13 protein-coding genes are annotated in these 15,682 nt (G+C 40.0%); 5 read left to right on the plus strand and 8 right to left on the minus strand.

Annotation, left to right across the window (positions count from 1 at the left end; all coding sequences use genetic code 11):
- Positions 1–8 precede the first annotated feature (8 nt).
- The gene (miaB, locus tag ABIB30_RS05975; RefSeq protein WP_354300179.1) at positions 9–1,442 is read right to left on the minus strand and encodes a tRNA (N6-isopentenyl adenosine(37)-C2)-methylthiotransferase MiaB; all 1,434 of its coding nucleotides are present in this window, start codon (positions 1,440–1,442) and stop codon (positions 9–11) included.
- A gap of 184 nt (positions 1,443–1,626) precedes the next feature.
- Between miaB and ABIB30_RS05980 the strand changes: the two genes are divergently transcribed.
- A complete protein-coding gene (locus tag ABIB30_RS05980; RefSeq protein WP_354300181.1) occupies positions 1,627–3,402 on the plus strand; it encodes an AsmA family protein in 1,776 nt (591 codons plus the stop codon).
- 60 nt (positions 3,403–3,462) lie between these two features.
- Positions 3,463–5,244, plus strand: coding sequence for a hypothetical protein (locus ABIB30_RS05985; RefSeq protein WP_354300185.1), 1,782 nt, complete (start codon positions 3,463–3,465; stop codon positions 5,242–5,244).
- Between the two features lie 84 nt (positions 5,245–5,328).
- On the opposite strand, the gene ABIB30_RS05990 is transcribed toward ABIB30_RS05985, so the two are convergent.
- From ABIB30_RS05990 to ABIB30_RS06015, 6 genes are all read right to left on the minus strand, one after another.
- Positions 5,329–7,449, minus strand: a complete 2,121-nt coding sequence (locus ABIB30_RS05990) for a S9 family peptidase (RefSeq protein WP_354300187.1) — start codon at positions 7,447–7,449, stop codon at positions 5,329–5,331.
- A 133-nt stretch (positions 7,450–7,582) separates the two neighbouring features.
- Entirely contained in the window at positions 7,583–8,311 is a 729-nt protein-coding gene (locus tag ABIB30_RS05995) for a DUF4377 domain-containing protein (protein ID WP_354300189.1), read from the minus strand.
- Positions 8,312–8,430: 119 nt separating this feature from the next.
- Entirely contained in the window at positions 8,431–9,495 is a 1,065-nt protein-coding gene (locus tag ABIB30_RS06000) for a branched-chain amino acid aminotransferase (RefSeq protein WP_354300191.1), read from the minus strand.
- A gap of 127 nt (positions 9,496–9,622) precedes the next feature.
- Positions 9,623–10,582: a tryptophan 2,3-dioxygenase family protein gene (locus ABIB30_RS06005; RefSeq protein ID WP_354300194.1), complete on the minus strand. Its 960-nt coding sequence runs from the start codon at positions 10,580–10,582 to the stop codon at positions 9,623–9,625.
- Between the two features lies 1 nt (position 10,583).
- On the minus strand, positions 10,584–11,882 hold the full coding sequence (locus tag ABIB30_RS06010) for an HAD-IB family phosphatase (RefSeq protein WP_354300197.1): 1,299 nt from the start codon (positions 11,880–11,882) through the stop codon (positions 10,584–10,586).
- Between the two features lies 1 nt (position 11,883).
- Positions 11,884–12,852 carry an NAD-dependent epimerase/dehydratase family protein gene (locus ABIB30_RS06015; protein ID WP_354300200.1) on the minus strand — a complete coding sequence of 323 codons (969 nt, stop codon included), beginning with the start codon at positions 12,850–12,852 and terminating at the stop codon, positions 11,884–11,886.
- 73 nt (positions 12,853–12,925) lie between these two features.
- Between ABIB30_RS06015 and ABIB30_RS06020 the strand changes: the two genes are divergently transcribed.
- The 3 genes from ABIB30_RS06020 to ABIB30_RS06030 all read left to right on the plus strand — a co-directional run bounded on the left by ABIB30_RS06020 (position 12,926) and on the right by ABIB30_RS06030 (position 15,223).
- Positions 12,926–14,113 carry a formimidoylglutamase gene (locus tag ABIB30_RS06020; protein WP_354300202.1) on the plus strand — a complete coding sequence of 396 codons (1,188 nt, stop codon included), beginning with the start codon at positions 12,926–12,928 and terminating at the stop codon, positions 14,111–14,113.
- A 210-nt stretch (positions 14,114–14,323) separates the two neighbouring features.
- Entirely contained in the window at positions 14,324–14,713 is a 390-nt protein-coding gene (locus tag ABIB30_RS06025; RefSeq protein ID WP_354300204.1) for a DUF3592 domain-containing protein, read from the plus strand.
- Positions 14,714–14,740: 27 nt separating this feature from the next.
- Positions 14,741–15,223 carry a hypothetical protein gene (locus ABIB30_RS06030; RefSeq protein ID WP_354300206.1) on the plus strand — a complete coding sequence of 161 codons (483 nt, stop codon included), beginning with the start codon at positions 14,741–14,743 and terminating at the stop codon, positions 15,221–15,223.
- A 54-nt stretch (positions 15,224–15,277) separates the two neighbouring features.
- Here ABIB30_RS06030 and ABIB30_RS06035 read toward each other — a convergent pair whose 3' ends face one another.
- Positions 15,278–15,616, minus strand: coding sequence for a hypothetical protein (locus ABIB30_RS06035; protein WP_354300208.1), 339 nt, complete (start codon positions 15,614–15,616; stop codon positions 15,278–15,280).
- Positions 15,617–15,682: the final 66 nt, after the last annotated feature.

Raw genomic sequence — 15,682 nt, forward strand, 5'->3', positions numbered from 1 at the left:
TATATTTGTTAAGCGGTAATTCTGCCCAGTAAAGTCGCTGATGTACAACGCTCAATAATGACATTTACGTATTGCCCTGGTTTCACATTTTCTACTGCCGGGAATACGATCATTGCATTCTGGTCATTTCTTCCGCAAAGGTCCTTGTCAGACTTCTTAGAGAACCCTTCTACTAAAATCCGGACTGTTTTTCCTACAGATTTCTGTAACCTGTAATGAGAAGTAGTCTGTTGTTTCAATAAGATTTCCTGTAAACGGCGTTTTTTAACATCTTCCGGAATATCATCTTCCAGTTTTCTTGCAGCCATTGTTCCTGGTCTTTCAGAATAACTGAAACAGAAAGCAAAATCATAACCCACATAATCCATCATGGATAAGGTTTCCTGATGTTCTTCTTCCGTTTCTGTACAGAAACCAGCAATGATATCTGTAGAGATTGCACAATCAGGAATAATATTTCTGATCGCATCGATCCGGTTGATATACCATTCGCGGGTATAAGTACGGTTCATCAGGTCCAATACCCTGCTGCTTCCCGATTGTACCGGCAAGTGGATATTGTTACAGATGTTATCATATTTCTGAATGGTATGTAATACTTCGTCTGTAATATCTTTTGGATGAGAAGTCGAGAAACGAACACGTAATTCTGGGCTGATCAGTGCTACTTTTTCCAGTAACTGGGCAAAGTTGACCATGATCTCGGCACCATCTTCTGCTTCTGCTGTACCTTTCCACTTGTAAGAATCAACATTCTGTCCAAGTAAGGTCACTTCTTTGTAACCGCGGTCATGTAAATCCTGCGCTTCAGCAAGAATAGAATGCGGATCGCGGCTGCGTTCCCGGCCCCTGGTAAAAGGAACTACGCAGAAAGAACACATATTATCACAACCACGCATAATGGAAATAAAAGCAGTAATTCCGTTTCCGTTTAAACGAACCGGGCTGATATCTGCATAAGTCTCTTCTCTGGATAGCAAAACATTAATTGCTTTCTGACCATCACCCACCTGTTCTATCAGTTGTGGTAAATCGCGGTAAGCATCAGGTCCGACAACCAGATCCACCAATTTCTCTTCTTCAAGGAATTTAGATTTCAAACGTTCTGCCATACAGCCTAAAACCCCCACAATCAGTTTAGGGTTTTTACGTTTTTCTATACCGAACTGTGATAACCGGTTACGGACACGTTGTTCTGCATTTTCCCTGATCGAGCAGGTATTGATAAAGATTGCATCTGCTTCCTGATAATTACCTGTCGTCTCAAAACCCTGATCTAACAGGATAGAGGCAACAATTTCACTATCAGCGAAGTTCATCTGGCAACCATAACTTTCAATATAAAGCTTCCTCGCATTAAGCAGTTTTGGGGCATCAACAATCAGAGCTTCACCCTGGCGCCCTTCATCATGTGTTTTGTCTGTTAGCTGTAAATCGATCATAAATGAGTAACATTCTTAAAGGGACAAAAATACTAAATTTAATTTGTAAATGACAAATTGGCAGCATTTAAAAATCTGGTTAAGCTGTATATCTAACCCTTTTAGACGCTATACTGACATTCAACGTTTCAAATATCAAAAACATTATAAGGCATTATCTGTAATATTAGTTAAATACATAAATATGACAGACCATACATCAGGGAAAAAGAAAATATGGAAATGGCTCGCTGGAGTGCTTTTAGTCCTGATTGTTAGTGTTGGTTGTGCGTCACTTTATTTCAGTATGCAATGGAAACCTGTCCTGACTAAAAAAATTAAAGAGGTAGTTTCAAAAGGTTCAGCCGATCTGTATAAAATTGATTTTAAGGATATCCATCTGAACCTGCTTGCCGGAAGTGTAACTGTTGACAGTATTTTACTGGCTCCTGATACTGCCGTTTTTAATGCAAGAAAGAAATTGGGGAATGCACCAACACACTTATTCCAGGTGAAGCTCGCACGCCTCAGACTGCGTCATATCGGTATCCTTGAAGTCTGGCTTCATAAAAAGATAAAGATGAATGATATTATTCTGGAGAATCCTTCGATTAATATGATTTATAATAAAGTTGATAAAAAGCCGGATACGGTTAAAGACAAACGGAGTCTTTATGAGCTGATTTCAAAAACACTTGCGACTGTTCATATTGGGGGAATTAAGATTGCAGATGCAGATTTTGATTATATCAACGGGGCAGATGGACGTTTACTGAACTCCGTAAAGCATTTGAATGTACAGATCAGGGATTTTAAGCTGGATGCTGCTACTGAAAAAGATACAACCAGGTTTTATTATGCAAAAGATGTATCATTTGAACTGGCGGGCTATCATTCTTTAACGAAAGATAAGCTTTATACAATGAAAGTAGATACGATAACGGGATCTGCAACTGGTCAGACCATCCGGATCAAAGGATTTAAAATGATCCCCATGTATCCTGACCTGGCTTTCAGCAGGAAACTGAAAGTTCAAAAAGATCGTTATGACCTGGTCTTTGGCGAAGTTGCTTTTACAGGCATTGATTTCGTAAAATTTAACTTAGACCGGGTGATTCATGCAAAGAGTCTGAAAATAGGGCAGACCATAGCTAAGGTCTTTATGAATAGGGAAATGCCGCCAGGTTCAGCAAATAAGGGAAATAATTTTCCGCATATGGCCTTGCAGCGGTTACCTATACCAGTTACGATTGATACCTTAAAATTGAATAAGGTCAGCGTTGCTTATACGGAGTATAATCCGATGTCGCAGCAACGTGGAACAGTGAACATAGACCAGTTGACTGGTCAAGTACTGAATGTAACCAATGATTCCTCTTCACTGGCAAGGAATCATTTTGCCGTGGCCGATGTAAATGCGCTGATGATTAAGGCAGCACAGTTAAATATCGTGATTAAGTTTAATTTGCTGGCAAAAAACGGCACTTTTTCTTTTAAGGGCCATATCGGAAAACTGGATATGGTGAAGTTAAATCCGCTTGCTCAGCCATTGGGAATGGTAGAAATTGAGACTGGGCAGATACAAAAGATAGATTTTGATGTTCACGCAAACGAAAAGGGATCTGACGGGACTATGCAGCTCTATTATAATCAGTTGAAAGTTAAATTACTGAAAGAAGGGGAAAACGGAAAGCCTGTTCAGAAAAAGGGTTTACTTTCTTTCTTAGCGAATACTTTGATTATTAAAGATGAAAATCCGTCTAAAAACGGTGATTTAAGAACAGCTAAGATCCATTTTGAGCGGCCTCCCGGCGCCTCGTTTTTTAACCTGTTGTGGAAGAGTGTTTTTGTAGGAATGAGGGAAACGATAGGATTGGGAATTATCCCGATGCAGAGCCCGGAGAAAAGCCGGAAAGAAGTAGTGAATAAAATGAAGGAGCGCCGGGTCAAAAAGGCGGAAAGAATTAACGGGAAGAGGTAAAATGACTGGTTTTTATTTTCTTAAAAACGTATATTGTAATTTTTAGACGCTTGGTTAGGCATGATGAGAAAAACCCGAAAAACATTTACGGTAATTAAATGGGTTGCTGCTATCATGTTTCTGCTGTTTGCAGCAGCAGATGCGATGTCATGGTATCTTAGTGTGAAGCTAAGGCCCGTTATTATGAAAGAACTGAAGGATTTGGTGCTGAATTCTACGGATAGCCTGTATCGTATTGAGTTTTCTACCGTAAATACCAACTTCCTGCTGGGGAATGCTTCTGTCAGTAACGTGAAGATTATCCCTGATACCAATATTTTTAATAAGCTGATCAAGCTTAAACGAGCGCCGAATAATATTTATGAAGTCAGCCTGAAAAAGTTGACCATCCGTAACTTTCATCCACTCCGTATTTACAGGGACAAGAAGCTGAGTGTAGAGCAGTTGTTGTTTGAGCATCCTAAAGTAGTCATGATCAACAGGCAGTTTGATTTCAATGAGAACAGGCCTCCAAGACCAAATAAATCTCCTTATGAATATATTTCGAAGTTTCTGAAGCTGGTGAGTGTAAACACGATCAGTTTAAAGGATGTGAGTTTCAAGTATATCAATAAAAATTTACCGGTACCAGTAGCAGACTCTCTGGATAAGCTGGACATTACGATGAAGGATTGGTTGATTGATGCAAATTCGGCTACTGATCCAACCCGGATTTACCTGTTAAAGGATGTACTGATCAATTTGAATGATTATCAGTTTGCTACGCCTGATAGTTTATACCATATACAGTTGAATGAGTTTTCTTTTGCGGCTTCGACAGGGAAATTGAATGTGAAGAAGTTTGCGGTAGTGCCACGGTATTCTGAAATGGATTTTGGACGTAAGGTTGGTTTTTCTAAAGAACGTTTCAGTATTCAGCTGAGTGATATTAGCTTGAGTGGGATCGATTTGCCGTTGTATATCAAGAAGCAGGAACTTGCGGCTGAGGAAATGAATATTACGAATGGTTTTGTGTCTGTTTTCAATAACAATGCATTGCCTTCGCAGGGAATAGAACGGGTGGGGAAATTTCCACACCAGCTGTTACAAATGGTTAAAGCGCAATTAACGGTGAAGAAGTTGAGTTTGAATGATGTTGATATTAGTTATGCGGAGTTTGATAGTGATAGCAAGCAAAAGGGCAGGATTACTTTTGAAAAAACATCGGGAACGATTTTAAATGTGACGAACGAGGCGAAAGTGAAGGCTAAGAGTCCTTTCATGCTGGCCAATTTAAATACGTATATGATGGGTCAGGGGAAGCTGACAGTCAATTTCAAGTTTGATCTGAATGCTAAGAACGGGGCGTTTTCTTATAATGGTGAGCTGGGGGATATGGATGGTGGATTTTTAAATAGAATTACCAAGCCATTGGGTATGTTGCAGGTGAATAGTGGAATGGTGAAAAAGTTGAGTTTTAATGTGGTGGCAGATGAAGCAAAAGCTAGTGGTGATCTGAGTTTCAGGTACAAGGATTTGTCGATTGGTTTGATGAGGAAGGTGGAAGGAAAGAACAGATTAGTGAAACTGGGATTATTTTCTATGCTGGCAAATTCATTGGTGATCAGACCGGATAATCCAGACGAAAGGGGGAAGTTTGTTGGTGCCTCGATCTATTTCCAAAGGGATCCGAAGATTTCTTTCTTTAGTTTTATCTGGAAAACGTTGTTGCAGGGAATTAAATATACGGTTGGGTTAACGCCAGAGAAGCAGGCCGAGATCGATTCGCAGATAGCGAAGTTCGAGAAGATGAAGAGTGATAGGGAGCGGCGTAGAGAGGCCCGGCGGAGAAGGAAAAAATAATATTTACAGCTATAGATCTCCTCAAACAGAAAATGCTGAACAACTCTAGTCATTCGGCATTTTCTGTTTTAAAGAGCTTATTTTTTATTGTAAAACCTCTGCAGGTGCTGGTCTGTCTAACAAGTTAGTATAATAGAAACGGGCACGCTCTGAAAAATCATGCTTGCTTTTAACACCTCTCCAACCATGTCTGCCACCTGGGTAGATCATCAATTCGAAGTGCTTGTTTTCATCTTCAAGTTTGTTAATCAGCTGAATTGTATTTTGCATGTGGACGTTGTCATCCATATCACCGTGCATGATACGCATCAAACCTTTATATTTGTTAGTGTATGTTAATACCGAAGCATTTTTATAACCCTCAGGGTTTTCCTTAGGTGTGTCCATAAAACGTTCTGCATATACGCTGTCATAAAGTTCCCAGCTCGTAACAGGAGCTCCTGCATAACCAAAATCAAAATAATCTGCACCATAGGTTAAAGCCATCGTTGTGATATAACCACCATAGCTGTGGCCTGTAATCAGCAGCTTTTTATTGTTCACCCACGGTTTCGCTTTTAACCATTTTGCAGCGGTAATGTAATCCTTCATCTCCCATTTACTCAGATTTCTATGCATCAGGGCTACACCTTCTTTACCGAATTTACCAGAAGCACGGTGATCTACCTCTATCTGGATAATACCTTCATTTGCCCACCATTGCAGGTCGGCTTTTTTCCAGGTGTTTTTTACAGTTCCGGCATCAGGGCCACCGTAAATACTGAAGATCACAGGGTATTGTTTAGTCTCATCAAAATCTACCGGGTAAGTAATCACCGCAGGCAAATTATAACCATCATCGGTTGGGATCGTGATCATTTCTGTCTTCCCGATATTGTAGCTTGCGAAATCAGCAGATTTACTATCCGCGATTTCTTTAATGATTTTTCCATTGTGATCCACTAACGCTTGTTTAGTTGGCGTGGTTACATTGGAATAAGTCGTAATGAATTTATCGCCCGAAGGAGACATTTCTACTTCGTGGGTATAGTTTCCGAAAGTCAGTCTTTTTAGATTTTTACCATTGTAATTAACACTGTACAGGTCGGTTGTTGTCGAAGCTTCTTTATTCGCCATGAAATAGACTACTTTATTCTTCTCATCCACTTTAACAATATTCTTTACCTGCCATTTACCACTGGTCAATGGATTCACCAGTTTGCCGTCCAGGGTATACAGGTAGTAATGCGCCCAGCCTGTTTTATCACTTTTTAAGATATAGTGTTTTTTATCCTCTAAATAGGTAATGCGACCATCGTAATCCAGGTCTACCCACGATGATTGTTTCTCATCATAGATCTCTTTTTTAGCACCAGTCTCTGGTTTAACTGCGTAAAACTTCAGGTTATCCTGTCCGCGGTTCATCCATTGCACCATCATATTGCTGCCATCGTAGCTCCAGTATGGAGTTCCAAAATATTGATCGTCTTTTTCGTTGAAATCAGCCCATACAATAGCACCACCTGCCGAAGGAACAAAACCTATTTTAACTTCAGGGTTAGGATCGCCAGCTTTTGGATAACGTGTTTTCTCTACGTAACCATGCTGCCCTGTTGAACCATTGATTGGGAACATCGGTACGTTAGTATCGTCAAAACGCATAAAAGCAAGATGCTTGCTGTCCGGGGCCCACCAAAAAGCCTTGTACTTTGTAGGGCGGCCCAGTATTTCTTCGAAATAAACCCAGGAAGAATACCCGTTATAGATCACATCTGTGGCATCGGTTGTATATCTGATTTCTTTACCTGTAGTCACATCAACAGCATAAAGATCGCTTTTACGGGTAAAGGCTACGTATTTTCCGTCTGGAGAGAGGGTTGGGTTAAGCTCTTCCTCAGGAGTATTGGTTAAACGTTTAGGTGCTGATTTACCATATTGAATATAAATATCATTGTCTTTTACCGTCACCTCCACATCACTTTTTGGCGGCGGTGTATAGGCTGTTTTTGCACCTGAATTGATGTCTACTGCATACAAACTGTGTGTTTTCTCGTCTTTTTCTATGTAGTGGTTTTCATCACTCCAGCCTGTAACTTTATTCAGGCTTTTCGTTAACGAAGGGGAGAGGCCCTGCGTTTGTGCAAAATTAAGTCTGTGCTCCTGGGCTTGCAGATTGATACTGAAACAGAGTCCGGCTGCCAGACTAAATAGTAAAGGATTCTTCATATGGGAAATTTAATGGCACAAAACTAAGAAAGCAACGGCGCATTATTTGTATTGTGTAATAGATGTTACCTGATAAAAAGAAAGCATGCTGCGTTAATGCAGCATGCTTTCGTGAAAATATCTTTTTAAATTATTATTGTGGATTGGTTTCCAGATCGGACATCCCAAACATCGCGACCAGTTTATTGCCCAGATAAAAGTTTAAGGTCTGATCTGCAATGTCATATCTGAATGTTTTATCGTTCAGCAGATTTACAAAATCATTTTCCAGTTTCATCTTCTCTTCTGAACAGGCCATCATAGTGCTTCCGATCTGTTTAAACGTAATTGCACCTTTGCTGAACTCATAACTTCCGAAAATGTTATTACAGCCCGCAGAACCGTTGAACCGCTGGTCTTCACGGTGAAAGATCAGATAAGCAGGTGATTCTTCCTGGGTAATCCCGTTCAGCTGGATTAAGTTCCATTTATGATTAAAAACGAAGTTCGCTTCAGCAGTATTTGTGAGCGTGCTTTCGATGCCCCGTGATATTTTCTGGCGTTTTAAAACTCTTTTTACTTTGTAGCTATAACTGGAAGCATCTGCCGGAACATTTGCTCTTTTAGTCCGCGAAACCAGCAGGGTATACCGGTAACCAGGCTGATAACTGAATCCTACGATGCCGCCATAGAAAAATTCCCAGTCTTTACTCGTTGTATATTTGACCAGGTAACAGGTTTGAGTTCCCATACCTGTACAGTTTGCACGCTCTTCTTTGATAACCATCCGGATGTCTTCTGCTTTGCTATAACTGGAAAGGCCAGCTATAAAAATCAGGGTAAGAATTAATTTGGTGCTGAAGTTTTTGAATTGTGTTTTCATTGTGTGTTTGCTATGTTACCCCAACAGGATGCCGGAATGGCTACCTTTCCATAAATATAAAAAAAGGGATGCTCATAAACTATGAACATCCCCATTTTTTTAAATTATTTTATTTTGAATTAAATTGACCAGTTCCAGCCGAACTCATCAGCTGTAACTCCGTAACGGATGTCATTTAATTTTTTAGCAATTCCGGTAGAAACCGTACGTGTAGCAGGATCAGTCAGCTGGTAAGTTTTACCTTCATACGTGATCTCACTGATCTGTGTAACTGTTGCTGCGGTACCTACAGCAAAAGCTTCTGTTAAACTTCCGTTTTCGATGTTATCTAAAACTTCCTGGATCAATACTCTTCTTTCTTCTACTTCAGTGCCCATGCTTTTTGCCAGCAGGATAATCGTATCCCTGGTTACACCATCCAGAATCGTTTCACGAACTTCAGGCGTTACAATTTTACCATTGATCACAAACATCAGGTTAGCTGCACCAGACTCTTCCAGGTATTTATGTTCTTTAGCGTCAGTCCAGATCAGCTGATCAAAACCTTCAGCCTGTGCTTCAACAGTCGGAAGCATTGCTCTTGAGTAATTTCCTGCAGTTTTTGCTGCACCAACACCACCCTCAGCCGAACGCGTATAATGCGTCTCAATTTTAACTTTTAAAGGCTTGCTGTAATAAGGAGCACTTGGATTGGCAAGGATTACAAATTTGTAGGTTGAAGACGGTCTTACACCTAAAACCGGGTCCGTAGCGAACATTACTGGTCTGAGGTATAACGAATAATTTTCTTCAGCCGGAACCCACGCTTTATCAATATCGATCAGCGCTGCAATACCCTGCATGAAAACTTCCTCAGGAATATTTGCCATCGCCATACGGGTAGCAGATTTGTTGAAACGTGCAAAGTTTTTATCAGCTCTGAATACGCTTACACCACCGTCCGCTTGTTTATAAGCTTTCAGTCCTTCGAAAATTGCCTGTCCATAATGTAAAGCAGAAATAGCAGGGCTCATCGGAATCGGGCCGTAAGGAAGGATTTCGAAATTCTTCCATTCACCATCTTCATAATCAGCCACGAACATATGGTCTGTAAAAACTTTTCCAAAAGGCAAGTCAGTATAATCTATTTCAGCCAGTCTGGAATGACCAGCTTTTGTGGTTTTTATAGTTAATGTATCTATCACGGTTTCTCTTATTTATCAGTACAAAATTACGAAATATTCGTCTTATATAATATATTATTTCTCTTTATGACATTTGTCCGGTGTCAGTCGTTCCATTGTCAATAAAGAAGGGTTTGTTGTCATTGATTTATTTTTTAATACTTTTCAGTACAGTCAATACCCACGGCTTACCCCATTCCTCTACTTGTTCGGTTGTCCACAAAAACGGATAAAAGATTCTTTTCTGGAAACGCGGAGGCAAATATTTCTGCCAGTTGGTTCCTCCTGTAGCAGCGATGTCTACCGGGTCACGTTCCAGATATCTGACTGCCGACTTATAGTGTGACAAAGGCCACTCTACATTCACGAACAGATCGAGCTTTCTTAACTCTTCGGCTAATAAACCAACATCCTGGCCTTCCTTCTCAAACCTGGTATATAAGGCAGAAAAATTATTGAATTCCCTGTCTTTAACCAATTGCAAAAACTGTGCAGCATATTTGGTGATGAACTGTTTTAAAGTCAATGTCTGTTTTCCACTCGACAATTCAGTGGCTCCGAATTTCCAGTAGATGTTTTCAAACTTCTCTTCCAGACTCGCATTGGCCAGTTCTTCCCTTTTACTCTTGTCAACTAACCTGGTAAAATCTGTCGCACAAATTTCGATCATTCTGTACTGTGCAGATTGAAAGCCACTGGCTGGTAACAACGACATCCGGAATTTAAGGAACTGTTCCTTCTCCATACCCTCTACCATCACGTCAAAAGAGCTGGTCAGTGCAGTGAAATAAGCATTGATACGTTTTACGCGGGTTGTGAAAAACTCTATTGTTAAGGCAGCATGTTCCGCAATTTGTTTGCACTCATGCAGGCAAAGCTTAAAATAAAGCTCTGTAATCTGGTGGTACATGATGAAAATCTCTTCGTCCGGAAAAGGTGTTTTCGGACTCTGAAGACTCAACAAGGTGTCAAGATGGATATAATCCCAATAGGTTAAGAAGTCGGCATAAAGCAGCCCATCCAGATAGGCGGCCATATCCTGGCCCATGGCTTCATACTTTTCCTGTAGTTTATCCAGCTTGCTTTTTATTTCTGGTGTTAGCTCCATTTTAATAAAGTACTCTGAATTTTATAGTCTGTTCAATTTTCTTTAAAGACTTAAAAAGGTCTTTGTCATATTCTGCATTGATATCCGTGATCGCATAACCAATCAATGAATTAGTCATCAGAAACTGGCCTACAATATTGATATTGTGTTTGGCAAAAACAGTATTGATCTGGGCCATAATCCCCGGAACGTTATGGTGGACGTGAATCAGCCGGTGTGAAGAATCAATTCTCGGCAACTGTAAATTCGGGAAATTAACGCTCAGATAAGTAGTCCCTTTATTCATGAAATCCAACATTCTTTTAGGAATGAAATTGGCATTTCTCGGGTTGTTTTTTTGGTCTTCAAAGACCACGATGCCCATACCTGTACAAGCTTGTAAATCCATTTTACTGGATGCGCTGCCGAGGTAACCAATCGTTTTTAACTTCAGTGCGATCTTTAATTTCTCAGGATCCATTTTTTCGCCTTTTCCCAGCAAGATCATATGGACATCTTTCACATATTTATCTTCAAAAGACGTTTTGTGACGGATAGAAAGACCGTCTTTCTTTAAAAGTGCCAGGCTTTCTTCTGGAATATCTCCGATTGCGAGACATAAAATCCTGTTTTTTGGATAAGAAATTGCTCTTGGCAGGTTATTAACGTATAAAAATTCGTCAAAACTTGGCGTCACATGATCAGCCCTGCTCACGATACTTTCTCTGGAAATATTCTCTGTAAAGGCGAAGAATTTCTTAATCATTCCGCTTTCACGAAGCTGAAAATCCGAATACCCATCACCGATTCCGTATAAATCGCCTTCAAGGTTCAGGTGCTGCATTAACTTTACTTTGCCACCTTCTTCACTTAATGGATTGGCATGATCATAATCAATGATTTTACCATCGCCTGTAGTCACAAAAGTATTGGCGTAGATATTTTCTTTTTTGATATGGTACTGGCTCACTACCGGGGTAATAAACTCTTTAAATCCGCCCGATACGATTAATACCTGATCCGCGTGTTTTTTAAAAAATTCTGCATTGCGGGAAAAAGACTTTGATACTTTCTTCTTTAACCGGGTGATCAATTGTTTCAGGTGATCTTCTGAAGCTTCCAGTAACTTTACTCTTTGCGCCAGACTTTCACCAAAGGATAGTTTCCCTTCCATCGCCAGGTTAGTCAGGTCTTCAATCTTCTTAAAGATGGCTTCCTTATCGGGATGCTTTTTGAGGGAAATACGGGCAAGCTCATCAAGAGCCTCTACCTGTGTGAAAGTGCTGTCGAAATCAATGATGTAAATATTCTTTTGCTTCATTTTAAAGTTTTTTTAAACCTGCACATACTTCCTGAATGCTTTGATGCAGGGGCTTAAAGGTGATACCCGTACTATTCCTGATTTTATCGTTGCTGTATAAACTTATATTTAAACTGCTTTTAGCAGCATCGCTGGTTAGTGCGGCTGCTTTTCCTGTAAATAAGGAAGCTAGTTTTGCTGCCCGCCATGCAAGACCAAGCATCCACGGTTTAGCCTCTTTAGCTGGGGTTTTAACACCCATTCCTTTGGCAATCTCTGAAAAAAACTGCTTATAATAGTAATTCTCTGCTGATATTGTAAATCTTTCACCGGTGATCTCACTTTCCATCAACAGGATCATGCTTTTTGCGACATCTTCAACGTCTACAATACCGGTTGCTCCTTTGGTATAATAGCCTAAACCATCTTTGACGAGTTTGAAGATGGCACCACTACCTGCATATCCGGCATTACGGCCAATGATGACCGATGGATTCACAATCACTGCGTCCAGGCCTTCAGCCATGCTCCGCCATACTTCCATTTCTCCTTCGTATTTGGAAATTGCATAGGAGTGGACATTGGCATCGTATTCCCAAAAGTCTTTTTCGGTAATCTGCATGCCTTTTTTGGCTTCACCCAATGCGGCAACAGAACTAACGTGAAGGAGCCTTACGTTATGGTGTACACATAAATTAGCCACATTACTGGTTCCTTCAATGTTAACTTTCAGCAGGGTTGCTTTATCCTTGGGATCAAATGATACTTTAGCTGCACAGTGGTATACTTTTGTGACATTTTCAAAAGCATCATCAAGTGTAGCGAGGTCATTAATGTCGGCTACTACCCATTCAATCAATGTATTGCCGGATAGTATCGCAGGGATTACGGAGTCTTCTCTTTTCAGGGCACGTACCTTTTGTCCTTGCCCGGTAAGCTGGTAAATGAGTTCAGCTCCTAAAAATCCTGTGGCACCGGTAACTAAAATCATTTCATTTTTTTTAGGATGTTCATTAATATATGATCTCAAAAATAGATATTTGACAGCATAGATACCATTAATTATGTCCTTATCCGATTTTTTCTCCCCTTTAGCTCTCGAAAAATTCACGCCTAAACAGGGCTTTTATACCAGTCAGCTGGGAATGAAGGCTAGTTTTTACACGGAAAAATTTCCTGAACTGGGTGATAAAACCTTTGATATCGCGATTCTGGGAGTAAAGGATGACCGTGGTGCGGTGAATAATAATGGTTGCTCTTTAGGTCCGGATTATTTCAGGGAACAGTTCTATTTACTTCATGAAGGTGCATTTGAGAGCAGGATTGTTGATTTGGGGAATATCATAGCCGGAGCAACAATTTCTGATACTTATGTTGCGCTTAAGATGGTGGTGACTGAACTGATGAGACTGGATATCGTTCCGGTTATTATTGGTGGCGGTCAGGATCTGACTTATGCACAATATATGGCTTATGAAGCTTTAGAGCAAAAGGTAGATCTGGTGGTGGTTGATAGCAGATTTGATCTGGATGAGGATGAAAATGAACAGGGGAGTATTGCGACCAGATCGGACACTTATCTGAACAGGATCTTTATGCACCAACCCAATTACCTGTTTAATTTTAGTAACATCGGTTATCAGACTTACCTGGTTAATCAGGACAGTCTGAAGGTGATGAATAAATTATATTTCGATGTTCACCGTTTGGGTGAGTTTCTGACAGATGTGAGTTCTGCTGAACCTGTGATCAGGAATGCAAACATGATGAGCTTTGACTTTTCGTGCATCCGTTCTTCGGACTCTTCTGCAAACGGGAATGCCGGCCCGAATGGTTTTTATGGTGAGCAGGCCTGTAAGATTGCCCATTATGCGGGATTAAATGATAAATTAACCTCTATTGGTTTTTATGAATTTAACCCCGCGTTTGATCATGGCAGCCAGTCAGCAATGTTGCTGGGCCAGATGGTTTGGTATTTTGTAGATGGTTTTTATAACCGTAAAAAAGATTTTCCATTAAATCCTAAGTCTCAATATTTAATTTATCGTGCAAGCTTAAATGACGGTTCAGGTGAAATGCTTTTTGTGAAAAGCAAAAAATCTGACCGCTGGTGGATGCAGGTTCCCTATCCTTCGGGTGTATCTAAAAATGAGCGTTTCCATTTAGTGCCTTGCCGGTATGAAGATTATACCATGGCTGTTAATGGCGAAGTGCCTGATTTATGGTGGCGTACTTATCAAAAGCTGCTTTAGACTCTACCTCGCTGGTAACAGCGGTCAATACCCTTTAAAGGCACAAGGTTGATTATTAATTTACGGGTATGATTTTTTATTTTAACGTAAATAATTCTCTACATGCCTGGGTTTATTATCGTTTAAATGGTATATTGGCCGACGTTGACCTGTCTAATAGTGGCGTTAATGTAATAAATTGATATTGAGGTTTTTAATGCGGATAATCAGATGATATATTTATTAATTATTGGTTTATTGTTGTCGGGTTTTGGCCTTTTTAAAGTTTTTGACCGGAAGCGCTATCAAAAGTCCGGAGTCAAAACTTCGGGGATTGTTTCTGATATCGTAATGAGTGGGAGGAGTTATTATCCGATCGTGAGTTATGAAACGCTTGACGGAGTTAGCGTAGAGCAGGAGTACTCATTGGGGTCAATGCCTTCAGCATACAGAAAAGGAGAATCTGTTAAAGTCATTTACAAACAGGAAGATTGTAAAAAATTCATTCTTGATAATAAGTCTTCTGAATATATAGAGTTTGGTTTTATTGCAATTGGAGTGATTATGATGTTTATTTCCTGTTATTATTCCTATACAGAGAATGGAAGCTGGGACTTTTAACAGGGGATTCTTATCTTCACACGCTATATGATCTACCCAATAAAAACAACTGAATTACAAGAAAATCTTGACTTTTATAGTGAAGTAATCCTGATGCAGGAACGTGCAACTCAATACCTCCAGGGATTTCCGTGGTGTAAAGCTGTTATCGCATCTTCTCTGTATTTCAATTTGGGAGAGAAGCTGTGTGTCTTTCTATACGAAATTGATAATGCAGCAAGTAAGGATGATAATTTTTTGTGGGTAGTGGTTGGTGATCTTCCTCCCATGTACCTCGATATTTACGGGCCTAAAAACACCGTTCATGTACTTGCAGATTATGTTGATCTGGCTAAAAAGTGGATTTCGGTTATAGAGGCAGGTCTGCCTGTTACGGATTGTTATCCTTTTAATATCGCGCCTACGATGGAAATGGCAGTGTTGTTAAAGCAAAGGGTGGTGTTAATTGAAAATGCGATTCTTGCGAATATGGATGAGATCGGGCTGCCAGCCGGGTTGAATAAAAAGTAATGCACTGAATAAGATATCTATAAAAAAGCCCGGCTATTTGCCGGGCCTTTTTGATTACTGAATAAATAATTGATTTACCACATACAATGTCTTGGTGCCATTGTCATAACGGATCACTGCATTTGCCTTGCCTTCAGGAGAAATTTTTCCTGTAATGGAGGTTACATTTAGCCATGTACCACTAATTGTGTCATACACTTCTGCACTGGTAAAATTCTGGGCACCATCTCCAAACAAAGAGACAATATATTTGCCTTGTTTTACTTTGCCATAATCGATTGCTGTACCTTTAGCTTTTACAATTTTAGCTGTTGCTGCTGCCATAACTGGCTGAATTGTCAATGACCCCAGCATACAGCCAGCAATCATTGCATTGATCATTAATTTTTTCATAAGGGTAGGATTGATTGATTAATCCTAAATATATTTAAAAATTCTTATGATTATTTAATGATTCCT

Origin of the sequence: Pedobacter sp. UYP1, from assembly GCF_040547305.1 — a bacterium.
Classification (GTDB): Bacteria; Bacteroidota; Bacteroidia; order Sphingobacteriales; family Sphingobacteriaceae; genus Pedobacter.